Annotated in this window: 20 protein-coding genes, 2 tRNA genes and 1 pseudogene; 11 read left to right on the forward strand and 12 right to left on the reverse strand. The window is 40.2% G+C overall.

Annotated elements, in window-relative coordinates:
- Positions 1-39: 39 nt before the first annotated feature.
- A complete protein-coding gene (locus I1A42_RS03190) occupies positions 40-930 on the reverse strand; it encodes a LysR family transcriptional regulator (protein ID WP_196122624.1) in 891 nt (296 codons plus the stop codon).
- Positions 931-1077: 147 nt separating this feature from the next.
- Here I1A42_RS03190 and I1A42_RS03195 point away from each other — a divergent pair, with 147 nt between their 5' ends.
- Positions 1078-2292: a multidrug effflux MFS transporter gene (locus I1A42_RS03195; protein ID WP_196122625.1), complete on the forward strand. Its 1215-nt coding sequence runs from the start codon at positions 1078-1080 to the stop codon at positions 2290-2292.
- Between the two features lie 48 nt (positions 2293-2340).
- Here I1A42_RS03195 and I1A42_RS03200 read toward each other — a convergent pair whose 3' ends face one another.
- Positions 2341-3591, reverse strand: a complete 1251-nt coding sequence (locus tag I1A42_RS03200; protein WP_196122626.1) for a glycosyl hydrolase — start codon at positions 3589-3591, stop codon at positions 2341-2343.
- A 331-nt stretch (positions 3592-3922) separates the two neighbouring features.
- Here I1A42_RS03200 and I1A42_RS03205 point away from each other — a divergent pair.
- The 8 genes and pseudogenes from I1A42_RS03205 to I1A42_RS03240 all read left to right on the forward strand — a co-directional run bounded on the left by I1A42_RS03205 (position 3923) and on the right by I1A42_RS03240 (position 14622).
- Positions 3923-4013, forward strand: a tRNA-Ser gene (locus I1A42_RS03205).
- Positions 4014-4284: 271 nt separating this feature from the next.
- A pseudogene (locus I1A42_RS03210) lies at positions 4285-5265 on the forward strand (IS630 family transposase); the annotation flags it as partial.
- A 462-nt stretch (positions 5266-5727) separates the two neighbouring features.
- Positions 5728-6927, forward strand: coding sequence for an N-6 DNA methylase (locus I1A42_RS03215; protein ID WP_196122627.1), 1200 nt, complete (start codon positions 5728-5730; stop codon positions 6925-6927).
- On the forward strand, positions 6914-7825 hold the full coding sequence (locus tag I1A42_RS03220) for a phosphoribosyltransferase-like protein (RefSeq protein WP_196122628.1): 912 nt from the start codon (positions 6914-6916) through the stop codon (positions 7823-7825). The genes I1A42_RS03215 and I1A42_RS03220 overlap by 14 nt, the downstream gene beginning before the upstream one ends.
- Positions 7826-9856: an ORC-CDC6 family AAA ATPase gene (locus tag I1A42_RS03225; RefSeq protein WP_196122629.1), complete on the forward strand. Its 2031-nt coding sequence runs from the start codon at positions 7826-7828 to the stop codon at positions 9854-9856.
- Entirely contained in the window at positions 9853-10803 is a 951-nt protein-coding gene (locus tag I1A42_RS03230) for a hypothetical protein (RefSeq protein WP_196122630.1), read from the forward strand. Before I1A42_RS03225 ends, I1A42_RS03230 begins: the two co-directional genes overlap by 4 nt.
- A gap of 492 nt (positions 10804-11295) precedes the next feature.
- The gene (locus tag I1A42_RS03235; RefSeq protein WP_196122631.1) at positions 11296-13164 is read left to right on the forward strand and encodes a beta-glucoside-specific PTS transporter subunit IIABC; all 1869 of its coding nucleotides are present in this window, start codon (positions 11296-11298) and stop codon (positions 13162-13164) included.
- Positions 13165-14622, forward strand: a complete 1458-nt coding sequence (locus I1A42_RS03240) for a glycoside hydrolase family 1 protein (RefSeq protein ID WP_196122632.1) — start codon at positions 13165-13167, stop codon at positions 14620-14622.
- 13 nt (positions 14623-14635) lie between these two features.
- Here I1A42_RS03240 and I1A42_RS03245 read toward each other — a convergent pair whose 3' ends face one another.
- The 9 genes from I1A42_RS03245 to I1A42_RS03285 all read right to left on the reverse strand — a co-directional run bounded on the left by I1A42_RS03245 (position 14636) and on the right by I1A42_RS03285 (position 20712).
- Positions 14636-15304, reverse strand: coding sequence for a tetratricopeptide repeat protein (locus I1A42_RS03245; protein WP_196122633.1), 669 nt, complete (start codon positions 15302-15304; stop codon positions 14636-14638).
- A gap of 148 nt (positions 15305-15452) precedes the next feature.
- Positions 15453-16163, reverse strand: coding sequence for an acid phosphatase AphA (aphA, locus tag I1A42_RS03250; protein WP_196122634.1), 711 nt, complete (start codon positions 16161-16163; stop codon positions 15453-15455).
- 199 nt (positions 16164-16362) lie between these two features.
- Entirely contained in the window at positions 16363-16827 is a 465-nt protein-coding gene (locus tag I1A42_RS03255; protein WP_196122635.1) for a DMT family transporter, read from the reverse strand.
- A gap of 253 nt (positions 16828-17080) precedes the next feature.
- Positions 17081-17371 (reverse strand): N(2)-fixation sustaining protein CowN, encoded by a 291-nt coding sequence (gene cowN / locus I1A42_RS03260; protein WP_161153464.1) that lies wholly within the window; start codon positions 17369-17371, stop codon positions 17081-17083.
- A gap of 137 nt (positions 17372-17508) precedes the next feature.
- Entirely contained in the window at positions 17509-17886 is a 378-nt protein-coding gene (locus I1A42_RS03265; RefSeq protein WP_161153465.1) for a DUF1360 domain-containing protein, read from the reverse strand.
- 71 nt (positions 17887-17957) lie between these two features.
- Positions 17958-18395, reverse strand: a complete 438-nt coding sequence (locus tag I1A42_RS03270) for an Rrf2 family transcriptional regulator (protein ID WP_161153466.1) — start codon at positions 18393-18395, stop codon at positions 17958-17960.
- Between the two features lie 117 nt (positions 18396-18512).
- Positions 18513-18589, reverse strand: a tRNA-Pro gene (locus I1A42_RS03275).
- Positions 18590-18651: 62 nt separating this feature from the next.
- The gene (locus I1A42_RS03280) at positions 18652-20460 is read right to left on the reverse strand and encodes a DUF3413 domain-containing protein (RefSeq protein ID WP_196122636.1); all 1809 of its coding nucleotides are present in this window, start codon (positions 20458-20460) and stop codon (positions 18652-18654) included.
- A 36-nt stretch (positions 20461-20496) separates the two neighbouring features.
- Positions 20497-20712, reverse strand: a complete 216-nt coding sequence (locus I1A42_RS03285) for a YejL family protein (protein WP_161153468.1) — start codon at positions 20710-20712, stop codon at positions 20497-20499.
- Between the two features lie 84 nt (positions 20713-20796).
- On the opposite strand from I1A42_RS03285, the gene yejK reads away from it, so the two are divergent.
- The gene (gene yejK, locus I1A42_RS03290; RefSeq protein ID WP_161153469.1) at positions 20797-21798 is read left to right on the forward strand and encodes a nucleoid-associated protein YejK; all 1002 of its coding nucleotides are present in this window, start codon (positions 20797-20799) and stop codon (positions 21796-21798) included.
- 64 nt (positions 21799-21862) lie between these two features.
- On the opposite strand, the gene nhaC is transcribed toward yejK, so the two are convergent.
- Entirely contained in the window at positions 21863-23320 is a 1458-nt protein-coding gene (nhaC, locus tag I1A42_RS03295) for a Na+/H+ antiporter NhaC (protein ID WP_161153470.1), read from the reverse strand.
- Positions 23321-23740: 420 nt separating this feature from the next.
- On the opposite strand from nhaC, the gene asd reads away from it, so the two are divergent.
- Entirely contained in the window at positions 23741-24853 is a 1113-nt protein-coding gene (gene asd / locus I1A42_RS03300; protein WP_196122637.1) for an aspartate-semialdehyde dehydrogenase, read from the forward strand.
- Positions 24854-25049: the final 196 nt, after the last annotated feature.

Raw genomic sequence — 25049 nt, forward strand, 5'->3', positions numbered from 1 at the left:
TTAACCGATTCAACAATAGCTTACGTGATAAATTTGATATCAATAAGATTCCATTAATGCATGGATATGGTCAATAAAAGTGTTCAAAGATGGTCGATGTATTGCTTTGGGATGAGCAAGCGATATTTCGATACACGCATCCACATGATGCAGTGGTTTAAAGATCAATCCTGGCTGATGAAGCGTTTTACTCAAGATGTCGGGGACTATTGAGATACCCATGCCACTGCCGACTAATGCTAAGACTGACATAATGTTCGATTCACGGCTGATAATGTTCGGTTCGTAATTCGCTAACTGTCTAATTGCAGCGGCACCGTCATCTCGATGAGAGCTGGAATAAGTAATAAAAGACTCATGTTTAAGAGCTTGCATCGTTAATTGGTGACGCTCAGACAAAGGATGATTGGCCGGCATTGCGACACAAGGTGGCCATTGTGACAGTGCGGTTGTGTGAATGGTATCGGGTACTGTGAGTGAGTAAGTGGTCAGAAAACCTGCGTCGATATCTCCACTGGCAAGTTGCTCAAGTTGAGTAAATGGATCGAGTTCTTTAAGGTGCAATTCAATATAAGGTTTGCTTTGGCGAAATGATTGCACAAATTGGCCTAATAACCCTGAATAGGTGACGCTACCTGAATAACCGACGGTTAATCTGCCAGTATCACCGGCAAATACACTTTTGGCAACGAGCTCTGCCCGAGAAGCATGCTCAAGCGCTAATTTTGCTTCAATTAAAAATTTCTCTCCTGCTTCAGTAAGCGTCACGCTGCGACTGGTACGTTTAAATAAATCGCCGCCAAGATTTTTCTCTAGTGCTTTGATTTGAATACTCAGTGCAGGTTGGGCGATATGCAATTTATTCGCAGCTCTACCAAAATGAAGCTCTTGAGCCACCGTAACAAAATAGCGTAAATGACGAAGTTCCATTGTTTATCTTTTATATATCAATTGATGGTTAATTATATATTGGTATTTATCAGTTGGGGTGAATAAAATGTGACTCGTGGCATAAAAAATACGCATCAATGGCGAGTCACACTTCTCGTGTTTTTTGACATTTTAGAAGGGTAATATATGACGGATACACACACGATGGCATCGGCTGGGGGAGAAACGAAGTCTCGAGCTATGCTGACATGGATATTAGGGGCATTATCGATCTTTGCCCCTTTTTCTACTGACATGTATTTATCTGGATTTAACTTAATGGCGAGCGATTTTGATACGTCAATGTCGCAAGTACAATTGAGCTTATCGACCTTTTTCGTTGGCATGGCTATCGGCCAATTACTGTATGGGCCTTTAATCGATCGATATGGTCGACGTGTGCCGCTCTTAGGTGGTGTTGCTTTATTCATTGTGACGTCTTTGGCGATTTTGTATGTTCCGAATATTGAAGGCTTGATTGGATTGCGTTTTTTCCAAGCAATTGGCGGCTGTTCAGGTATGGTCATTAGCCGGGCGATTATTCAAGATTTGTTTGATGAGCAAGAAGCGGCGAAGGCTTTATCACTCATGATGGTCGTACAAACCGTGGGGCCGATTACCGCTCCTGTAATTGGTGCTTACCTGTTAGTGTTTGGTGGATGGAAGGCCGTATTCACCTTTTTAGTCGCATTTGGTGTGATCTGCTGGTTGATTACCGCTAAATGGGTCCCAGAATCTTTACCAGTAGAACGCCGGCAGAAGCAAAATATCGGTGAAATGATGACGGTGTTTAAACGCTTTCTTTGCGATTGGCGTTTTATGTCGCCAACTCTAGCCGGAAGCTTTTCCAATTCTGTTATGTTTTGCTTTATCACCGGATCGCCATTTGTACTGATGCAATTATTTGGTATGGGGCGAGAAACTTACGGTTGGATGTTTAGTGGAACCGCTGCTGGTATGGTGATTACCAGCCAAGCGAACCGAATGTTATTAAAACGCTTTACGCCTAAATTATTGTTTACAGCATCGATTATTATTTCTTTAGTTGCTAGTGTCGCGTTAGTCCTAGTCAGAAATACCGATCAGCTTTGGTTATTCATGATTCCACTGTTTGTTTGTGTGTCTATGGTGCCAATGGTTTGTGCCAACTCCATTGCCATTGCCATGTCCGTAAGCGGCAGAGATGCAGGTTCGGCATCGTCATTAGTTGGGGTATGTCAATTTGCCTTTGCGGGTGCAATCAGTGCGATTGTCGGCGCGTTGCATAATGGGACTTCTCTACCAATGTGTGGCATGATTTTGGTCTGTACGGTACTGGCTTTTGTGGTGAACTATCTGGGTCACAAAGCACCAGCCAAATAAATTCACTTAACAGAGGGGAAGGGTAATTAAGCCCTCCCCGTCGTTATTTTACTCAAATTTAAACCAGTCAAACCCAGGTTGTCCGCTGGTGGACTTGATAGTGATGGTATGAGTCCCTGAGCTCAAATAAAGCGAAGTGGTTGCTGTCTCCCAAAAGTAAACGCCGCCAGTATTGGGCAAAAACAGACTTTGTGAGCTGTCACTATCCACTTGAATTCTAATTTGAGCGTTACTGGAAGCGGCATAGCTGACGCTCATGGAATAGGTTTTATCACTACTGGATTGAACCTGATAAGTCATGGTTTGTTCTGTTTCGTCTTGGTCGGAAAATAGTTGAACGACCGGGTTCCCATCACTATCTGTTGTTGCCCTGTGGTGCATTCCCGTCATGGTATAAGCATGTTCTGCCTGCAATGTCCCAGGTAGTTGAGCATAGTAATTACTTCCTGGAATCCCTTTATATAAAGATCCTAATGCACTCCATGAGCCGTAATCTGAACCTAAGATATCGACATAGGGTGATGCACTGGCCCCGCCACTGGTACGCCCGATAAACCAAGCGTAGCGGAATACATAATCTTGTTGTTCCATCCAACGTACCGTATCAGCCATGTAATCCATTTGGTTTTCTAACGTTTCATTACCACTATCACTGTAATTCCACTCAGTCACCCAAACTGGCTTATTGTATCGGGTATTAAACTTTTTTACGTATTCTTTAAACGAAGCAGTCGTCGCCATGTAGCTATGCACTGCAATATAGTCGACACGACAATCGCTGCAGTCGTCAAAAAAAGCATCAAGATATTCATAAGGGCTACCATCGTTATCTGTTCCCGGTATATCGACATCTCCTGGACTGTAATTGACTGCTGGTGCGACGAGTTTTAAATCAAAATCGTCCGCAATGGATTCTAGGGTAGGCCAAGCATCGGCTGCTTCTTGTGGGGTTAAGTTTGCTTGATCAGTAAAGTTAGGCTCGTTAAAGGCTAAAAGGTACTTTACTTCTGGGTGGTTCGTTAAATAGCTACGTAGTGCATCTTCATCAAAATTGGCATTGAAGGCCATAGGAACGTATTCAACACCATATTGGGTGTAATCATCACCCACGGTATCTTCGGGCTCTGCTGACCAGTTATACCACCAAGCAATATGCCCGCTCATGGCCGCGAGATCGGCGGCTTGGGTATTGGCGTAGGCGAGTCCACGTTTGTCGCTAATAGTATCGGCAAAGGCGCTTGATGAGAAAAGACCGACCAAAAAGCTGCAATATAAGAGAGGAGTTGTACGAAAAAACATTGAGTGAGTTACCTATAGTCAAAGGAATAAAAAAAGTGGGGCACTTTTGCATAACTCGTAAACTTTAGGTAAAGCGATAGTGATGTGTGCGTTAGAAGTCGCTAAATTAACTCTAATTTGGAATGCAGTTAAAATTTATGTGGCAAAGGCTACTCGGCTATATCTACGTTATTGTCGTAAAATTGTTGAGTATTCCTGTACTTAATGTAAAAAACAGCATTAAAAGTGAACAGAACGAAAAAAAACTCAAAATTACGCACATTATTTCAGCAAACGGACCTAATAGGGGTTTACAAGTTTTATTACCCCGTATAATATGCGCCTCAACAACGGAGAGATGGCTGAGTGGTCGAAAGCACCGGTCTTGAAAACCGGCAACCGTTAATAGCGGTTCTAGGGTTCAAATCCCTATCTCTCCGCCACATTCGAAAAGCCCGCTGAGAAATCAGCGGGCTTTTTTCGTTTTCTACAGCTTATTTATCAATATCTAATATTCCCCCCAAAAAAATTTCGGTAAGACATTTTTTGTTTTCGTCTTCGCTCTTTTAGTCGCTACCATCCAGATTGTCTGAATGCCGACGGCAGAATGCCTGTTTCCCCAAAGATAGAAGAAATGTTGCCTTTGCTGTGATCCTGTTCTGAACTTAGGTTTTTAAGAAAAATGAATGGGTTACTACCAATTACATTAATTTTATGAATCATGATTTTCACAGTCTAATTAAATCGACTTCGAATGCTCGGTTGCGTATTCGATACCCCCGCTCTCGCACATTTCTTTGAAGGGGAAAGCAGAACTGAAATCGCTCAGTTTCTTAAAGTCAGTAGAACAAGTGTCAATAAAGGGGTTAAATCTTATCTTGATTCTGGATTGGAAGGCCTCCAAGAAAAAGCTTATACTGGTCGTCCTCATCGGTTGTCTCAACAACAATTAAACCAACTTAAAAAATTCGCTACAGATACAGCGATTAAAGATAACGGCGGTCGCCTCCAAGCAAAAGACATCGCTAGTTATATTGCACAAAATGTTGGCATTCAATATCGACAGGCGAATATCTATCGTATCCTTCATGGTATCGGATTGAGTTGGATCACCACCCGCTCTAAACATTCCAAGCTGTCACTGTTACCCAAAAAAACCTAAAAAATTCCAAATCGAAACGATCCTTAAGATCCCCGGACATGTCGCTTTATCGGATGTACTGGTGTGGTTCCAATATGACGCTCGGTTTGGTCAACGCAATACGACAACTAGAATTTGGACAGAAAAGGGAAGTCGACCTAGGGCCATTCAGTAACAACAATTTGAATATGCTTATCTATACGGCGCTATTTGTACCAACACAGGAGAAGGCGAAGCGATAGTCTCACCCGTCAATAATATGGAAGCGATGAGGGAACATTTAAAGCTTATTTCTGATGCCACTCCAGTAGGAAAATATTCAGTTATCGTTATGGAAAGTTATCTTGTTAAAGAGTATTTCAACTGAACGATTATCCATATTCCACTCTATTAACCAGAGCTGAATCCAATAGAACAAGTATGGAATTGGCTAACCGATGTTTTGATAGTTACGAAGATATTGTTGATAGTGTTTGTGGTGCTTGGCATCGTTTTTCAGAGAACAAAAATAGAGTCATTGCATGTGCTCTAGAAGCTGGGCAAAGTTGACCACTAAATTAATGTTATTGGTATTACAAAAAGCGGCTGATGGCGTATCTCAAACCAGAATTTGTACGTCTAAACCACTACTTGCGTTTGGTTATATTTAAATATCACAAATTTAGTTTGTTAACTAATTGAGCGCTCAGATGATGCGATAGAGCCCCATTTTAAAGTAACATTTGAGAAGACGATTTAGGATCTACGTTTCTCATTTCCGGACTACTGATGGTCTATTATATTATTACATCGTATGTTTTTAGTTCTAACTGAACAAGCTTTTTAAATCATGCTAGAATTTTATCGACTAACTGAAATTATGTATTCATAGTAAGTAAGCGGGTAATAATCCTACTTGCTAGTCTAAATGAATCTTGCTCCGAAATGAGTTTAAGTTGTATTATCAACAGCCGCCATAATGTGGCACGAAGTCAAATATACCAGACTAAATGTCAGAAGCATAATATGATAAGCACATGAATTCCAATGCTATAGTGAAAAAAGAACAACGAGATGAACATGAGCAATTCTATACAAGTAGAGAACTTGGACGATTGCTGCTTTCTCATCTACCAGACAAAACTTGGCTCAAAAATGAGCTGAGCGTCTTGGATTTGTGTATGGGACAAGGAGCGCTTTTAGAATGTGTATCGGAAATTGCTCCTCAAGCTTTACTTTCTGGTATCGATATAGATCAACTCAATGTTGATGCAGTAAATGTAAACTCACAGCTTGATATTAACACACTATGTATTGATGCAACCACCCCTGAACTGAGTAAGTTATACGCGAAAAAATCCTTTGATATTATCGTTGGAAATCCACCCTTCAAACTAATTCGTAATGATGATCATATAAAAGCTGAGCTGGGGAGTATTGGCTATTATTCTTCATCAAAATATATAGAAGCAGAAATATACTTCTTGCTATATGGCCTTAAACTTTTAAGAGATGGTGGTTACTTAGCCTATATTTTACCTGACGGAATATTTACAAAGCTATCACTAAAGTCGCTTCGAAAATTTCTAGTTAGTAAATTTTGTATTCATTCCATTATGGAAATTGAACCTAAATCCTTCGAGGGAACTGAAGCAAGAACTCATTTGTTAGTCATAAAAAAAAGTAATCCTGATAAATCACTAGTTTCGTTGTTTAAGGCTAACCGCTCAACACAGGTAATCTCTAAATCCGAGTTTGAGAATAGAGGTGATTACTCTTACTATAGAAAGGCTTATCCTTTAAAAATGAAAACATTAGAAAGCCTCGGTGCTAAAATTTTTCGGGGTAGGAATACAAAGAAAATGCTTTTAAACATGGAAGTTAATAACTACATCCATACGAGTAACATTAGCCATTTGGGTTCTACTTTAAGAACTACACTCTGTGCTAACGATAAATTGGTTGCTATCAAAGGCGATATTATAATTGCGCGTGTTGGCACCCGATGTCTAGGTAAATTTGGTATGGTAGAATCTGGAGAGTTTTTTGTATCTGACTGTGTTTTTATCGTTAGATGCGAAAATATCTATTACCAAAAACTAATCTTGAATACACTTTCATCCCCTTTTGGTAAAAGCTGGATTGATTCAGTTTCTAAGGGGGTTGGGGCAAGACACATAACAACTAAAGATTTATACCAATTACCGATTATTGTAGAAAAAAATGAAAATACCTGAAAAACACGAGCAAATATATGATTATGCTGTAAACGTTACTAAACAGCTGATAAGGTTTAATTATTGGGATAGACTAGAAATTTCAGATCTCAATGCTTGGTTAGATAATTTTGAAAGTGACGAAGAAAAATATTTTGCCTCAGGGATTTTGTTATCTATTATATATAGAAGCAATAAATCTATAAATACCTTTGGTGCTAATATTATCCAAATAAAACTTCCCAATATTTTAAAAAAATATGATATCTATAGTATAGAATGTATTGAATCTTGGGAGGAAGACCTAAAAAAGGGACAAACTAATAAACTACCAATAAGATTTTCGGCAATTGAAGGCATTGATGGTAAGCCAGGTAAAAGTGGGTCTGCATTATATAGAGCAATATGTAATAAATACTTTCACTCTCGTCTCGGTATCTTATGTAATGAAGTATCAACAAAATTGAAAAGTGACGATAACTTTAAAGTTCTTGTTTTGTTTGATGACATTCTTGGCACAGGAACACAATTCAGAAATTATATTGATAAATTTAATATTGATAATCTGGGAATTAAAATAATATACTTCCCTTTTGCTGCATATCAACAAAGCATTGATTCAATACATGAAGATTATAAAAATATTATAGTTTGCCCTGTTGAAGTTTTAACAGAGAGTGAATCATTATTTTCTGAAGATAATTTGGCTTTTTTTAATAAATTTCATAGAGAAAACACTAGTGAAGAGCTTAAAGAATTTTATTTAAAAATGTGTAAGAAAAAAAACATTAAAACGAAAGATACTCTTGGGTTTGGAGAATTAGCACTTACATATTTTTTTAGCAACTCCGTTCCAAATAATAATATTGCAGCATTATGGTATGATAGTGAAACATGGACTCAATTGGTAGGAAGATAGATGGAAAAGAAATTATCTGACGTTGTATCAAAAAATCGCGCGGAAGAGTTCCCTGATGATCTCTGGGGCCAATATGTTCTACCTTTAGAATATGAAGCTGCAAACCTGCATAAGTTGACAAAGGGTGCTGTTATAGAAGGAGGTAGAGGCTCGGGAAAAACAATGTTCTTGAAGTATCATTGTCACGAGACGATGTTTAGTCAGCTGAGAGTGGAGTTACCGGATTATATTACTAATCATATAGGTATTTATTGGAAACCCGATACTTCATTTACTCAGATGATTAGAGATGAATGGTTAGACGAAACGTGGAGTTCAGCATTTAATACATATGCATCTCTATGTATAGTGATTGAGTTTTGTAAGCTCTGCAATAGTATAGCTAATTCTAATCTGTCAAACCAACGTATAAAAGACGGAATTAAAAAGGTTAAAATACCTAAAATGCTAGCTGAGGATATTAGCGTCGATCACATAGAACTAATAAGGTTAGAATCAGAAATAAAGTCTTGTTTATATAGATTGACTAACTGGATTAATCTGCCAAATACAAAAAATCCTCCTTATAATCTTGCGCTAAAATCCGTGATTAGTTTAGTCAGTGATGCTATAAGAAGCGTTGATGAAGCACTGAATGATACAACTTTTCATATTTTAATTGATGAATTTGAAAATTTATCATTCGATCAACAAAAAATAATAAACACTTATTTGAAACACAGTGAGAAATCTTTAATTTTTAGTATTGCATATAAAAAGAATGCTAAGGTCAGTAATGAAACTTTAAGCCAAGAAAAAATAGTAGATAGAAATGATTTTAGGCGTATAGACTTAGAATCTATTTACTTGAACGATTTAAATCCTAAATCTTATGAAGTTCTCGCTGCTGAAATATTAGCATTAAAATTATTTGAAGCTAATTGTTCATCTAGTAGTGAAAATGATGAAATAATACAAAACTATTCTAATCCTGATTTTTTGACTATACGGAAAGACACTATATACCAAAGTAGGTTGAAAAATAGTGTTAAATCACTATTTGAAAGTATGAGTCTTACTGAAGTTAGTAACCTCATCCTTTCAGATAAAGTTCTACTAAATAAACTGAAAACTACTTTAGTATTAGAAGGGTTGAAAAAACACAAGGACCACTCTTTTTCAGAACTTGATTTTATTGATGCAAGTTACCCAGAAGCTAGTATAGTAAATGGGGCAATTTTAAATCGTAGCTCTACTGATTTGGTTGCATTGAAAAATGATTTTGAGAATTATAAATCAGGTAGCAATGATACCCCCTATAAAGGTTGGATAAGCAATAATTTATACGGCGTAATCTTATATATATATAATACATTACCACAAAGAGAATGTCCTTTATATGTGGGGTTTAACCAGTTTATTTTGATGTCTAGAGGTAACTTAAGGTACTTTTTAGAGTTATGTTACCAAACTTTCATCAGAGCAGAAGTACAAAGTGAAGTCACAGAAACTTCAAGTGCTATTAATGTCGATATTCAAGGAAAAGCTACCAAAGCTACAAGTACTGCACAACTAGAGAAAATAGAGGAACTTGGCTCAAATGGAATTCACTTAAAAAGGCTAGCAAAAAGACTGGGAAGCTTGTTTTCGTTATCCCAAAAAAGAAAATCTCAAAGTGAATCAGAAGTTAATCACTTTACAATAGCGTTATCTGATATTTCTCTATTAAATGATGATACAAAGAAACTTTTAAACGAAGCGTTGGTTTGGTCAGTTCTATTTCAAGCTAGAGGAACAAAAGCTAAATCAAATAATGATATAGAAATGATAGATTATATACTCCACCCTGTACTATCTTGTCATTTCGGTATTAGTCCTAGGAAGAAAAGAAAGTTGAAGTTTAATGTTGAACAAATTGAAACTATTTGTTATGGAAAAGAATCAGATTTTAGCGATCTAAAAAATAAGTTTAATAAGCAATGGGGGTTAGATAGCAAAAAATCAGTAGATAATGAATCAAACAATAAAAATGGGCAGTATTCATTATTATGATTAAAATAAAAAATATTAATGAGCATTGCACTCTCGATGATTTATCAATTTCTCAGCATGATGTTGTTTTTCACGGAAGAGAAGTCGACATAAGAACGAAGGAAATACTGGATAAGATTAATAACGAATGCCGTGATATTGCTTTCTCTGTGAAGTATAACAAAGATACTTTTCGTTTAAAAATTGGAAATGAAGATGTAAGTCCCAGAAAGCTTGAAGAGTTCTTTTCCACAAAGATGTACAACTCGGTTTTCATCGAAGCAACTTCATTGGATTTGCCAGAAATAATTTACATATTTTCTGGAATTACTTTATCGAAGTCTTTTTGCAATATCACTATTTCCTATTTAGAGCCTGATGATTACCAACGTTCGACAAATACTAGTGATAGTCAACAGTCAGGAATTCAAGAACAGGAATTCAACCTTAGTGATAATCAGGGTAATTTCGGATATTTACCTTTGTTTGCTGTAAACAACTCGCAGATGGAAAAGTCAACTCTCGTGACAACTTTGGGATTTGAAAGTAGTAGACTTGGGCAACTACTTGCTCAAGACGACGGCTATGCGTATGAAAGGATAGAAGCTTATGTCGGCCTTCCTGCTTATAAACCTGGTTGGGAGAACCGTTCTATTTACAAACATATGAGATATTTATCACCAGATTCAGCGGAGTTAAAACTATTTCCTGCATGTAATCCATATGAATTTACCAAACAACTCTGCAAGCTTACTAGAAGAGGACAAAAGAAGCAGCTAGTTTTTGCTCCAATGGGAACAAAGCCAGCTGTAATAGCAATATCTACTTTTTTGGTAAATGAGTGCTTGGGACAAGATGAAAATTCTAAATTTGGTGCTCTCTATGATTTCCCTGAGAAGTCCCAAAATCGTAGCTCTGGAGTAGGTAAAATATATTCCTATAACCTTGAGTCAAAGAGCAACGAGTAATCAAATGAAAGAATACAATCAACGAGTGTTCAAGTATTTAACACATGGTTTTCGTTTTCTATAGCTTATTTATCAATATTTAAGATTTGCCCTAAACTTCGGTAAGACATTTTTTGTTTTCGTATTCGCTCTTTTAGTCGCTACCATCCAGATTGTCTGAATTCCGACGGCAGAATGCCTGTTTCCCCAAAGATAGAAGAAATGTTGCCTTTGCTGTGATCCTGTTCTGAACTTAGGTTTTTAAGAAAAATGAAAGGGTTAAATTGTGAAGAAGGCTGTTATTAGTCGAGATGGGATGTGAACTTTGTATCACTTTGATGCGATAGCTATTGTGTTAAGAAACCGGTTGCAATATTTCTTTATCTAAAGCGATAGCTAAGTTGCTAGAAAGGGCGTGTTACTGGTCAGCAGGCAAAAACCCAATATTACAGGTCATTTCTATGGGCCGTAATGTTGGGTTTTTTTGTATACAACAGCGCACAGGGTGATGGTATGAACTACAAAATAACCGCAGATAACATTCTGCAATGCGTAGGTGGTAAAGAAAATATCGCACATTTAACCCATTGTTCGACAAGGGTCAGGTTGAGTCTAGTTGATGATGACATCGTTGATTACGAAGCACTTGGACATGTTGATGGCGTAATTGGTGTTCGGCGTAATGTGCAATGCCAAATTATCATTGGTAATGAAGTGGTCGAAGTGTATGAGGCGCTTGCTGAGCTGGTGGGAATAGATGTTCAAAGTACTCATCAGCCTAAATCGAAACAATCTTGGGGTGCCTTTATTCTTGATTTTGTCATCAGTATTTTTCAGCCATTGGTGCCAGCTATCGCCGGTGGTGGGGTTTTAAAATCCATATTAATGCTGTTGGCAGTATTGGGGTTAGCGGATAAAAATTCGAATACGTTTCAGGTTCTTGATCTTGTTGGCACCGCTCCTCTGTACTTTCTCCCCCTATTGGTGGCAGCAACAACGGCAACCAAACTTAAAGTGAATATGCTGGTGGCTATCTCGACAGTGAGTGCGCTGCTCCTACCGAATATGAGTCAGTTACTTTCTTCTGGCATTACTCTAGGCCATTTGCCGGTGCAGCCTATTGCTTACGCATCTCAAGTTTTTCCGGCCATTCTATGTGTTCTGTTTTATGCGTTAATCGAAAAGCGCATTACTCAATATTCACCTAAAGCAATCCGCATCTTCTTTGTGCCGATGGTTTCGATGGCGATAACCGTGCCCGTGACTTTATTGTTACTTGGTCCTATTGGTTATTATGCTGGGGAACTAATGGCAACCGTTATTTTATTTCTGTTTGCTAAACTGGGGTTTGTTGCTACCGCGTTATTAGCGGCGATTTTGCCTTTTATGATTGCAGCGGGAATGCATAAAGCTTTAATCCCTTATGCAGTCGCCAGTTTTACGCAAATCGGTAAAGAACTCCTTTATCTGCCAGCTTCTTTAGCTCATAACATTTCCCAATCAGGTGCCAGTTTTGCTGTGGCCTTAAAAACCAAAGATTCTGCTCTACGTTCTACTGCAATTTCTGCAGGTATCTCAGCATTTTTCGGGATTACTGAACCTGCCATCTATGGGGTAACACTGATTCGTAAGCAGGTGTTGTACAGTGTTATGTTAGGCGGCGCAGTGGGCGGAGCATTCATTGGCTTCACTGCAATTGAAGCATTTGCATTGGTTGGGCCTGGCATAGCAAGTATTACAATGTTCACCTCTCCCGATAATGCGATGAATCTGGTTTATGCCTTAATCGCTATTCCTATCTCATTTTTCACTGCTTTTGCTGGTGTACTCATCATGTGGCGAGAATCTTCTGGTGAAGCAGAAAATCAAGATCCTAATTCTAAATCAACGCATGCGACGCCCGCTGGAACTGAGCAACATACTTACTCTTTTTGGGCGCCAGTTATCGGGAAAGTGATTCCTCTTGAAGACGTTAAAGATGAGGTCTTTGCCAGCAAAATGGTAGGGGACGGAATTGCAGTGATTCCAACCGAGGGCGTGTTGTATGCCCCGATTGATGGCGAGATTTCAAGTGTGTATGAAACGGGGCATGCCATCAATATGATGAGTGCAAATGGGGCAGAGCTGCTGTTTCATATTGGTATTAATACGGTGGAGCTAGAGGGAAAATTCTTTTCGGTAAAAGTGAAGCCAGGTGATGAGGTTAACGCGGGTGATGAATTAGTCCGGTTCGATTTAGAAGCAATCGTCAAAGCGGGTTACGACCCGACAGTGATGGCTATCGTAGCTAATTACGAACACTTTCAAATTGAACCGGTGGCGGTACAAAAACAGGCCGTCGATAAAAATCAAACCCTATTTATGATAGAGGAGCTAGTTTAAATGAGTAATAAACGCTTTCCGGATGGATTTTTATGGGGCGGTGCTATCGCTGCAAACCAAGCTGAAGGGGCTTGGAATGAAGGTGGTAAGGGGTTATCTGTTGCTGATGTTGCCATGTTTAAAGCGAACGTCGATGTGAAGGATTACGCTAAGCATGTCGCGATAAACACTCAAACCATTGCTGCTGCTATGCAAGATGAGAGTGATGCCGACTACCCTAAACGTCGTGGTATCGATTTTTATCACCGTTACGCAGAAGATATCGCCCTGTTTGGTGAGATGGGGTTTAAAGCATTACGACTTTCTATTGCGTGGTCACGTTTGTTTCCAACGGGTGAAGAAGCTCAGCCCAATATGGAAGGGGTTCAGTTCTACATTAATGTGTTCAAGGAAATGAAAAAACACAATATAGAGCCCATCGTCACTTTGTCACACTATGAAATGCCGCTAGCACTTAGCGTTAAGTACAACGGGTGGGTTGACCGTCAGGTGATTGATTGTTTTGTGCGTTTTTCTAATGCATGTTTTGATTACTTTAAGTCTTATGTGAAGTATTGGCTAACGTTTAATGAAGTAGACAGTATCTGCCGCCATCCTTTCACTACGGCAGGCATTATTCCTGACAAACTGACGCTAGGAAAAGAAAAGCAAGAGATCTATCAGGCGCTCCATCATCAACTGGTGGCATCGGCCATGGTGACGAGAGATTGCCATGAGAAAATCCCTGAAAGTATGGTCGGATGCATGTTGACTAAATTGACGACCTATCCACACACCTGCCATCCGAAAGATGTTGAACTGACACTATTAAAAAATCTGGATAACTATTTTTACGCTGATGTACAAGTATTTGGTGAATATCCGCCGCTGACTTTAAGCCGCTGGCAACGAGAAGGCATTAAGGTTGAAATGACTCAAGCTGATTGTGACGTGTTAAAAGCGCATACCGTAGATTACGTTACGTTTAGCTACTATATGTCGATGACAGAATCGGCAAGCGATGATGTAGAACGTGCCCCAGGAAATACCATCATCGGGGTTAAAAACCCGTATCTGGATGAAACAGAGTGGGGATGGCAGATTGACCCGGTCGGTTTGAAAATTTCGTTGCTTGAACTGTACGACCGTTATCGTAAGCCGCTAATGGTGGTGGAAAATGGGATGGGAGCAAAAGATACTGTTGAGAATGGCAACATTCATGATCCATATCGTATCAAGTATTTCAAAGAACATTTTGAGCAGATGCGTGAAGCGATCAATATGGGCGTTGATTGTATTGGCTATACCTGTTGGGGACCGATTGATATCGTGAGTGCTTCGACTTCTCAAATGTCGAAACGTTATGGCTTTATCTATGTGGATCAAGATGATTTTGGCCAAGGTTCACTGGAACGTATGCGGAAAGATTCGTTCTATTGGTATCAAGATGTCATCAACACCAATGGAGAAAGCTTGTAATTATGTGATGAAACTAGTGGCCTTGAAGCTTATTTAGCAGCGTTTCGATGTCTTTCTTTCGCCCAGCGTTGGTAACGGGATAATCGGGGTCACTGGGATAAGTCAGCGTTTTTTTGAGAACGATGATCGCTTGCTGCTTTTCTCCTTGCTCGGCAAGAAAGTCAGCATAAAAATAATTGGTGGTACTATTGTAGGGATTCAGTTTTAAGCCCTCTTCCAAGAGTGTTTTCGCTTTGTCATCATTCCCAAAACTGATCGGCCAGCCGGGTGCTCGGTAATATAATGCGCCTAGGGTCACATAAGGAGCGCCATGCATTGCGTGCGGGTGCTTCTTGATCACCTCTTCCAAAATTCCTTTTGCTTCTTTGATCAAACCTAATGCTTTTGTAACGCCGGATACTCCCGCTAAAGAGGCGATATTAATCGCAAGTAACGTATTGACATTGGGATTATCGGGCGCTTTCTTTGCTGCTTCACGCAGTTGAGTGATCAGTGCTGAAAAACACCCTGCCTGCTGTTTCTTTTCGGTGACTTGGTATTGGCACTTTGCCCACTGGATTTCATAGGTATAGGTAGCGCTAACCTGATGAGCTGGCGCTGCTTGGCTGGTGGTGGCGAAGCCAATGAAGATTAGGTTCAAAAGTGCAAATAGACCAATAACGCGAACAAAAGAGAGCAACATGGAGATACCTTATCCTTGATAACCAATATCGAGTTTTTAATGATCACATAAAGAGAATGACAAAGTGATGACCACAGTGTTGAGCATAGCAAAAGAGCAAGGTTTACCTTGCTCTTAATTTGATATTCCTGCGAATAACGACGAGAAATTAATATTGAGAATCTTTCAGAATGCGTTCGCCGTAGATACCGTTTTTAGGAATAGGTTTGTAACTAGAGTTCGCTGAGCGCATAACACGAATCCCTTCCGCGCCGGCTTTACGAGCAGAGATGATATCGCCATCGGCATCGCCATAGTAAATTTTGATGTTATTGGCTTTGATGTACTGCGTTTTCATATATTTAGTGTGGCTAGAGCCAGAGAAAATAACGTCGTGCATATTTTTTATGTGGAACGTTTTTTTCAGGTAGTCAGTCGTGAAGTGACATTTCGACGGAGTACGTGCTGTAATGAAATAGATATCGTCACCACGTTCTTGGTGCATCGCAATGATTTTTTTCGCAATCTCTTTTGGCATACTGAACGCATCCCAACCACAGTTTGCCTTGTCCCAGAATTTTTGGTTACTTAGGTAAGAATAACCGCCGGGAGAAAATTCTTGTTGGCCACGGTAAAAGACGGGGGAACTAAATAGCGTTGTATCATCAACGTCTAGGCCAACAGCAATATGTTCTTTACCTTTTAGCTCATTTTTTATGTCGTCGACTGTGACCATTTTTAGATCTTTAGGGATACCATTATTGACTAATTCGATGGTTGAATAGCCTTTATGTGTGCCTGGTGTTTTTGGGTCAGCATTAGCCCCGGTACTAACCAAAGCACTAACGAGTAATGAAGTAACAAGAAGTGTTTTTTGCACCTGATTATCCTTAATATATAGCGAGTGTGACTTAATCTACATTAAAGACTGGATGCTATGTTGAGTTCCATAGAATGTCTGTGATCTATAGCTAACTATACTTAAGTTATTGAAATATGATGAGACCTAATCAAATGACGTCAAGATTCAGCTTATTGAGGCTGTTTGGCTATCATAAGGATTAATTGATTTATTCCGATTATGCTTTAAAAAATCGATCGCCAAACATGAATAATGCCAAACCTGTTAGCATGACGGCGAGCCCCGCGTATTTCCACCAATAGACTGGCCGGATCGGCATTTGAATTAAGCCAAAACTGTCGATCAACATTCCTGATATCAGTTGACCGATGATAAATAAAAACATGGCGTTAGTTATACCGATGCGGGGGGCTAAAAAAATACTGGTAAATACGGCTGCAGCACCAAAGAAGCCACCGGTCCAACGCCACCAAGGCTGTTGCGTTAATTGATTCGCCATACCAGACCATTGCACTTGGGTGGAAACTAAAATACCTAAGCAAAGCGAGCCAATACAGAAGGAGATAAACGCTGCCATCAATGGTTGATGGTTTACTCCTGTACTCAAACGGCTGTTGACGGCGGCTTGAATTGCTAAACCAAATCCACTGGCAAGTGCCATTACAAAATACAGCCAATTCATAATTCCCCCTAGAGGTTGACTTATTATTTTCGATACATCAATCGAGTCGTGCGTGAGATTTTAAGTAAGGTGCTGATTTGTAATTATAGACACTGAAGTATCTGAGTAGACAAGTAGGGGGAGCGGATAAAATAGTCAGAGACAGTGTGGTGCCAATAGCAAAGCGAATGAGAAGCTTAGTGGTCGCAAATTGGTGTCATTATTACTGGCTCTGACTTTCTAAGAATAGCGATTTGTTGATAATGTTACAAAATCAACAGCATTCTTGTTCGATCTTGTACAACAGATCCAAAGCTGGTTGATCCTCACATTGCTTAAAGTATTCAAACAGCATATTAAGTTGGTTCCCAATGAAATGCAGATTGTCGTGTCCTCTCTGATGTTGCTGGTTACGTTTGTCGCTAAAGTATGTGTGCCAACGGTCATCGCCTAATTGGTTGTTTAGATTACTTTCTAGCATACCAATTAATAGGTCGGCATTTTGGTTACATTTAATTCCTTCAAATGACACATAGCGGTCTACGGTATTGTCTGATTTTTCCATCTTATACTTCCTTTTTATGTAAAACCGTTCGTATAGGAACTCTTTCTATTGCAAACCTAATACCAACTTTCTAAAAAAGAAAAGCGAGCAATAAGCTCGCTGATAAAAATGCGTTGAGATGAATTCAGTTAGAAAGGTTACTGCTCTTTAGCCGCTGCCATCTCTTGTTCGCGTGTTTTCTTAGCCATCGCAGTGAGAAAGACTTTAAAGAGGATGCCACTGAAGTAGCCACTCAATGTTACGGCGAAAAATATGGACACAATGCAATCTATCCATAGGTAGTCGCTGGTGATGATTCGTGGTTGATAGATGAGAACTCCAAGAATGACGACCCAATGGCTCATGCAATAAAAGCAGCGGAATAAATAACTGATCATATGACCGCATTTACTTGCAAGCTCGCGAATCGGAACAAAAAGTTCGGTTTGGGTAATGGTGATAGAAATACTCGCTGAAGCAAGTGCAAGTACGATACATACCCAAAGTGCATGCAGTGATTCGGTAAAGAGTGCCATTATTGTGCCTTATTGATTTCATGTAACTTGATAAGTTACATGAAAAATTGATGTAGATCAATTTCGATCAACTATTGAATAGCAGCACAATAACGTTGGATAAAGTCATCATTTAAATTGGCCAAGCTGATCGTTTTAAATCGTTCTAAGATCAGATTCTTAGCTTGTTGCAATGTGTCGTCGAGTGAGTGATTGACGGTTTGTTCTACAACACAATTAGGTTCATGCTGTTCAAAGCCAATAGCGAATAATTGAGGACTACCCACTGCGTGGTAAATATCAAGTAGTGTTATTGTTGAAAAGTCACAGGCAATTGACCAACCACCGCCATGCCCCTTTTCTGAGCTAACGTAACCGGACTTTCTTAGCCCTGCCATGGTGCGACGAATGACCGCTGCGTTGGTATTTAACATGGCAGCTATCTGATCAGATGTCATTGGATGATCGGGTTGGCGTGCAAGGTGCAGCAAGATGTGGAGAACACGAGAGAGGCGACTATCGGTACGCATGAATAGGATCTTGTTTACTGAGGATATGATCACTGAGAATAACAGCCTGTGATCGTTTGTCTAGGGAGTCACGTTTAGATAGTAAAAAAGAGAGCCGAAGCTCTCTTTTTAGGTGTATGGTCGGACTGAGAGGATTTGAACCTCCGACCCCCGACACCCCATGACGGTGCGCTACCAAGCTGCGCTACAGTCCGATGAAAACACTCTAATCAACTTTAAGTTGAGCGTCAAGCTAAACCATATCTAAGAGTATGATTTAATTATCCTTTGCATAAAAGCGTTGTAGCTCTGTTAGGCCTTGTAATAATACTGGCAAGGTCGGGCTTTCATGCTTAATCCGATGGTAATGTTTATCGTATAACTTAAAGTTACCGAATTTGTCGACTACGGTTGTTTTATCACCAGTAATGAGTGCCAGTTCTCGTTCATCACCAGCTAGAATCCATTTTCGTTTTGTCTCATCAAATAAACTACGACCGCTACTAAAATCACTTGGGTTAGAAGAAACACCCATCAGGTCTTGTAAAATAGTGACGGAAAAGTCTAAGTGACTTGAACGATGTTTGAATTGTGCCGCCAATTTCCCCGGCCAGTGAATGACCATCGGTACTTTTATTTGGTATTGGCTGTAGTTACTGTTCGAGCCCCAACTGTTGGTGTTTGTTTCATCAAACTCCATACCATGATTTGAGGTGATAACGACAACGGTATCTTTTAGTAGAGCCATCGCTTGGAGTTTATCCAGCACTTTACCCAGTTCAGCATCCGCAGCTTGAACGGAGTGTTTGTAATCGGCTAACAGGCGTTTTTGTGTAGACTGCTCTGATGAATCACCATTACTAAAATCTTTAAAGTTTTCGACAGAGGTGAGCTCCATATAGCTAAACCAGTGATGAGAGCCTTGTTCAGTCGCCCACTGCGCCCAACGATTTATCGTTTGTATGTCTGGGTTGATCCCTTGTTTGAATGGCGTTCTTACCATAGGAAGCCCACGGAACATGGTCTCTTCGTATAAGGTGTCATCAAAGTTAGTGCCACTAAACAAACCGAAGTGATATTTGTGTTCTTTTAGCACATTAAGCATGACTGGCGACGCTCCTTGAGCAGTAATGCTGCTCGCGTAGCTGCTTGGTAGCCCGTAGAACAAACCAAATAAGCCAAACATGTCGTTACTAGAACTATAGTGGTCAAGAAAATTGAGATTATTTTGGGCAAATGCATAAGTGTTTGGCATATCTTGCTCATTCAATGCATCAGCACGCAAATTATTGACACTTATCACTAATACATTGAGTTCATTCGCTCGACGACCAAATTCAATTTTCTCAAGAGGGTAGTTCACTAAATCAACATTGTGTTGATTCTCTTCAAGACGTTTCAAGTACTCGTCGCGATCCAATAAACCATGCTTTTCCATAAAGGATTTAGCGGTCATTGGGTAAGACAACGGGAAGTTCGATTTTTGGCTGGTGACTGGCGTATAAAAATACGCATCAGACCAAACATAGATTAAATGGCTTGCAATAAAACAGACAAAAAAGACGGCCGCCATTGGGCGACCAATCCTTTTATGGGATAGTTTACGCTGTTTACGCCAAACCCATTCCGAAAGGCCGAGCTCTAAAAGGAAGATCAATGGCAACACCACGAAGAGGTGTTGCAAATCAGCACTGATACTGCTGGTTTCGTCGCTAAATAATAGCTCCCATACAACCGGAGTTAGGTGCAGATTAATAATCTGATAGGCTTGAGTATCCACTAACAGTACTGTGAGTCCAAAGGTGGAAAAACAGACTGCGAAAAAGCGGAATACTGCGCGTGACGGAATAATAAAGGTCAGCGGAAACAGAATCAGCAAATATAAAGCGAAAACCAAGAAACCAAAATGACCCACCCAGGAAACAGACAAATAGAGCTGCCCTAAAAAGGTATCAGGCCATGGTGATTGGGCAATATAACGCGTACCTATCAGCATCGCTGCAATGATATTGAAGAAGGCAAACCAGTGCCCCCAACCGACTAAACGTGATACTCGTTCGCCGTATGTGTTTCCGCTATCTACCATGTGATGTTCTGTTATTTATCCGTTTTTATGATGAACTCAATCTTCTAAAGATGACACCAAAGCTTGTGCGAATTTCTCTGCAATGGCTTTACGCTGCGCAGCCGCGACGTTCTGATTGATAACATTTGTGGCAATGTTGCCCGCGACCATCAAGGTTAACTCTGATGATGCTTGATGTTTTTCAAGAACAGCAGCAATTTCAGTCAAAATTGTTTCAACTTTTTCGTCACTATATTTCGATGTAATAGGCATAAATACTCTGATGATGATAGTAAAAGCGGCTTATGATAACCTACTATGCCTTACAACTGAAACCACAACGATGATAATTTCACTATGAGTCTGCACCTTTCTAATGTCATTTTGCATCAATTGCGTAAAAATGATAACGACGAGCTTGTCGTAAACTTTAGAGCACAAGCCCTTGATAATGATAACTCAACTGAGAACCTAGTGGCTGAATTGCATCGAGTTTTTAATGCAAAAGCAGGTAAAGGTTTTGGTTCTTTCCAATCTGACAGCGATTTTGAACTGTGGTTGCAAGAACTACGTCAGGGAACTCGCAATTTTTACGATTTCTCACAAATTAGCGCTCAGCGCCTAAAAGATGAACTATCTAAGTATCCATTTGCCGATGAAGGTATTTTGGTGATGGCTGAATATCAATCATTGGCGACAGATTACTTGTTTATTGGTCTTCTTCCTATGCACCAAAGCCTTAAAGTAACCGAAAGGCTTGATATCAGTGCAACCGACTACTTAGATATTAGCAAAATGGACATTGCTGCGCGTATAGATATTTCGAGTTATGAGACAGATAAAGAGTCAAACCGTTATCTAGCGTATATCAAAGGACGAGTTGGACGTAAGGTAGCGGACTTTTTCCTCGACTTTTTGCAAGCCGAAGTGGGCCTAGATACGAAACAGCAAAATCAGGTGTTAATGCAGGCCGTCGAAGATTTTTGTACCGATTCTCAACTGGAAAAGAGTGAAGCAATTAGTTACAAAAAACAGGTCTACGATTACTGTAATGAGCAGATTAAATCAGGTGATGAGATTGAAATTAAGGAATTGTCTGGTGAATTAGAGCCGACAACCGAAGGTACTAGCTTTCTAGATTTTACTCAGCAGCATGGTTATGAATTGGAAGAGAGCTTCCCCGGCGATCGAAGCACAGTACGTAAGTTAACGAAATACGTCGGTGCTGGTGGTGGTTTAAATATCAGTTTTGATAGTTTATTGATGGGCGAACGAGTGTTTTATGATCCAGAAACGGATACTTTAACGATTAAAGGTACGCCACCTAATTTACGTGACCAATTAACTCGTAATAAATAACGTTATACACATAAATAAAAAAGAGCGCGGTGCGCTCTTTTTTAATATTGGTTACTAATGTCGTTTATGCAGGTGTATTTTCTGAGGCCAGCACACTGTCATCATCACTACTTTGTGTTGCTTGTTTGGAATCAGTCGTCACCGGTTGGCATGGGTTAACAAACCAGCCCATATAAGAACAGACAATGGTAATAATGATACAAACAAAGCTTAACCACATGTAGGGGGCATAGGAGAGGGTTGCGACGCCTAAGATACTTGCCATATAAATACCGTTATCGCTCCATGGCACCATCCCTGAAGTTAATGTGCCGCCAAATTCTGCGTTACGCGATAGGTTCTGGCGTTCATACCCGAGGCGATCGTAATTTTTCGCACAGATTTTTGGTGTGAGGATCAGTGATACATACATGGCTGAGCCAAACACATTACCCAAGAAAGCGGTTGCGATCGTACTGACTGATAAAGAACCGGCACTTTGGACTCGATGCTCGAACAGTTTTGCGACGGTTTCCAGCACGCCTACTTTATCGAGTAACCCACCAAAACCTAAACCGAATACAATAACAGCGACCGAACCTAGCATGGATGACATTCCGCCGCGGTTTAAGATTGAATCAATGAACTCGACGCCAGAATGAATGCTAAATGGTGCCCATGCTGTTCTGAAAGCTTGCAAAAAGTCGACATCTTGGATCATGACTGCCCAAACAATACCGAGTAGCGAGCCGAAGCTAATAACAGGGAAAGAAGGCATCCTTAGCGCGAGTAAACCCAACACAATGACGACAGGTACAAATGAGTAGGGAGTAATGTAGAACTGATCTTCCATGGCATGCATCACGCCTTGTACTTGCGACATGTCTACTTGGCCGGAGTAGTGGAAGCCAAACAGCGTAAACATAATGGCGGTAATAATATAGCTGATAGTTGCAATCGGTAACATGCCACGGATATGTTTTACGACTTCTACGTTAGACATGGTAGAAGCCAAAATGACAGAATCAGATAATGGTGACATTTTATCGCCAAAGTAGCATCCAGAAAGCACAGCCCCTGCAGTAATAGCGGATGGCACTCCCAACCCTTGACCTATCCCCATCATAGCGATACCAGCCGTGCCGGCTGCACCCCAAGATGTACCTGTTGCTAAAGCGGTTAGTGAACAGATGATCATGGTGGCAAGAAGGAAAATAGACGGGTGAATGGCCTTTAATCCATAGTAGATAATCGTGGGTACGATACCACCAGAAATCCATGTGCCGACCAAGGCCCCTACAGCTAAAAGAATTAAAACAGCACCTAGGCCGTTTGATATGCCGTTTAATGCTGCTTTTTCTAAGTCTTGGTACTTATGACCAAGGCGAATTCCAAGAGTGATAATAATAAACCAGCCAATATACAGTGCGAGCTGAATTGGCAGATCCAATTTTGCGGTAAACGAAAATGCGAGTAGCAAAAATAAACCCAGTGATACCACTACCTGTAGCACGCTAGGTAAACGTTTTGGGGCCAGTGCCATTATAAATGCCTCTTGCGAATGGTTATGCTATTGGATGAACAGTAAAGCCGATTAAAACAAGCCGACACTCTACAGTAGTTGAATAAATATATCGAGTTTTGGCTTATAAAATGTAGATTACACTACGAAAATCGATTACTTACGACATGAAATGTTGTTTATTTGGGGTTGTTTTAAAATAAAGTGTTATGAGCTGTAAGCTCTCTGTAAACAAGTAGGAATCCATCCATGTGTTAGAGGGACATGCGTTTTAAACCGACCGATTTTGGACTTTTTGCCTAGTTGAGCTGGTTTACGGCAGAAATCATGTTCGTCGGATAGAAAAAGTTTGGGATTTTATCAAGAAACCCTTGAGATTTTATGCTGAACCACTTATAGATGGGGGTAAGTTTTTTAGGAGATAACACGGAGAGTGCAAGAATGAGAGTTGGTCTAGTTGGTTGGCGCGGTATGGTTGGTTCGGTACTGATGCAACGTATGGTAGAAGAAGGCGATTTCAATTTTATTGAAGCCGTCTTTTTTAGTACTTCGCAAATCGGTATTGCTGCGCCAAACTTCGGTAAAGAAGCGGGCACACTACAAGATGCCTTTGATATCGAAAGCCTTAAAAAATTAGATGTAGTCGTCACCTGTCAAGGTGGTAGCTACACAGAAAAAGTGTACCCAGAGCTTCGCAAAGCTGGCTGGAAAGGCTATTGGATTGATGCAGCATCAACATTACGTATGGTTGATGATTCGATTATCACGTTGGATCCTGTGAACTTAAAACAAATTCAAGCAGGTATTCATGGTGGTACTAAAACCTTTGTAGGCGGTAACTGTACGGTAAGCTTAATGCTCATGGGCTTAGGTGGTCTATTTGAGCGTGGTTTGGTTGAATGGATGAGCGCCATGACCTATCAAGCAGCTTCAGGTGCTGGCGCAAAAAATATGCGCGAACTCATTTCTCAAATGGGCGTGATTGCTGATTCTGTAAGTTCTGAGCTGGCGAATCCATCAAGTTCTATTCTAGATATCGACCGCAAAGTTTCTGAAACAATGCGTTCTCCTAGTTTCCCAACTGATCAATTTGGTGTACCTCTAGCGGGTTCATTGATTCCTTGGATCGATGTGAAACGTGAAAACGGTCAAAGTAAAGAAGAGTGGAAAGCAGCCGCAGAAGCTAACAAAATTTTAGGCATTCAAGATTCACCAGTGCCAATTGATGGAACTTGTGTACGTATAGGTTCTATGCGTTGTCACTCTCAGGCGTTAACCATCAAGCTAAAACAGAATGTGCCGCTGGATGAAATTGAAGAGATGATTGCTTCTCACAATGAATGGGTGAAAGTGATTCCAAACGATCGCGATATTACCGCACAAGAACTGTCTCCAGCAAAAGTGACTGGTACGCTTTCTGTTCCTGTTGGCCGTCTACGTAAAATGAGTATGGGTGATGATTTCTTGAATGCCTTTACTGTCGGTGACCAATTATTGTGGGGGGCGGCTGAACCTTTACGTCGTACTCTACGTATTATTCTGGCTGAAAAGTAAGCGTGTTCTAACGATCGGGGTTACTTACCTATAGAGCAGCCGACAAGGTTTAGTGAATAGGGAAGGGAGACAACAGCGAAACGCTGGTTTGCAGTGCTTCATGTTGAAAGTAATACCGTCATAGCGAGCAGCTCACTGACAATGCCAGTGCATGTTTATCTCCGAATCTGCACCAACAAAAGCGCCCAGTTAGGCG

Origin of the sequence: Vibrio nitrifigilis, from assembly GCF_015686695.1 — a bacterium.
Classification (GTDB): Bacteria; Pseudomonadota; Gammaproteobacteria; order Enterobacterales; family Vibrionaceae; genus Vibrio; species Vibrio nitrifigilis.

Bases quoted from the DNA above. Each gene is read 5' to 3' on its own strand.
- I1A42_RS03190 (WP_196122624.1), bottom strand. From the start codon at position 930: ATGGAACTTCGTCATTTACGCTATTTTGTTACGGTGGCTCAAGAGCTT.
- I1A42_RS03195 (WP_196122625.1), top strand. From the start codon at position 1,078: ATGACGGATACACACACGATGGCATCGGCTGGGGGAGAAACGAAGTCT.
- I1A42_RS03200 (WP_196122626.1), bottom strand. From the start codon at position 3,591: ATGTTTTTTCGTACAACTCCTCTCTTATATTGCAGCTTTTTGGTCGGT.
- I1A42_RS03215 (WP_196122627.1), top strand. From the start codon at position 5,728: ATGAATTCCAATGCTATAGTGAAAAAAGAACAACGAGATGAACATGAG.
- I1A42_RS03220 (WP_196122628.1), top strand. From the start codon at position 6,914: ATGAAAATACCTGAAAAACACGAGCAAATATATGATTATGCTGTAAAC.
- I1A42_RS03225 (WP_196122629.1), top strand. From the start codon at position 7,826: ATGGAAAAGAAATTATCTGACGTTGTATCAAAAAATCGCGCGGAAGAG.
- I1A42_RS03230 (WP_196122630.1), top strand. From the start codon at position 9,853: ATGATTAAAATAAAAAATATTAATGAGCATTGCACTCTCGATGATTTA.
- I1A42_RS03235 (WP_196122631.1), top strand. From the start codon at position 11,296: ATGAACTACAAAATAACCGCAGATAACATTCTGCAATGCGTAGGTGGT.
- I1A42_RS03240 (WP_196122632.1), top strand. From the start codon at position 13,165: ATGAGTAATAAACGCTTTCCGGATGGATTTTTATGGGGCGGTGCTATC.
- I1A42_RS03245 (WP_196122633.1), bottom strand. From the start codon at position 15,304: ATGTTGCTCTCTTTTGTTCGCGTTATTGGTCTATTTGCACTTTTGAAC.
- I1A42_RS03255 (WP_196122635.1), bottom strand. From the start codon at position 16,827: ATGAATTGGCTGTATTTTGTAATGGCACTTGCCAGTGGATTTGGTTTA.
- cowN (WP_161153464.1), bottom strand. From the start codon at position 17,371: ATGGAAAAATCAGACAATACCGTAGACCGCTATGTGTCATTTGAAGGA.
- I1A42_RS03265 (WP_161153465.1), bottom strand. From the start codon at position 17,886: ATGGCACTCTTTACCGAATCACTGCATGCACTTTGGGTATGTATCGTA.
- I1A42_RS03270 (WP_161153466.1), bottom strand. From the start codon at position 18,395: ATGCGTACCGATAGTCGCCTCTCTCGTGTTCTCCACATCTTGCTGCAC.
- I1A42_RS03280 (WP_196122636.1), bottom strand. From the start codon at position 20,460: ATGGTAGATAGCGGAAACACATACGGCGAACGAGTATCACGTTTAGTC.
- I1A42_RS03285 (WP_161153468.1), bottom strand. From the start codon at position 20,712: ATGCCTATTACATCGAAATATAGTGACGAAAAAGTTGAAACAATTTTG.
- yejK (WP_161153469.1), top strand. From the start codon at position 20,797: ATGAGTCTGCACCTTTCTAATGTCATTTTGCATCAATTGCGTAAAAAT.
- nhaC (WP_161153470.1), bottom strand. From the start codon at position 23,320: ATGGCACTGGCCCCAAAACGTTTACCTAGCGTGCTACAGGTAGTGGTA.
- asd (WP_196122637.1), top strand. From the start codon at position 23,741: ATGAGAGTTGGTCTAGTTGGTTGGCGCGGTATGGTTGGTTCGGTACTG.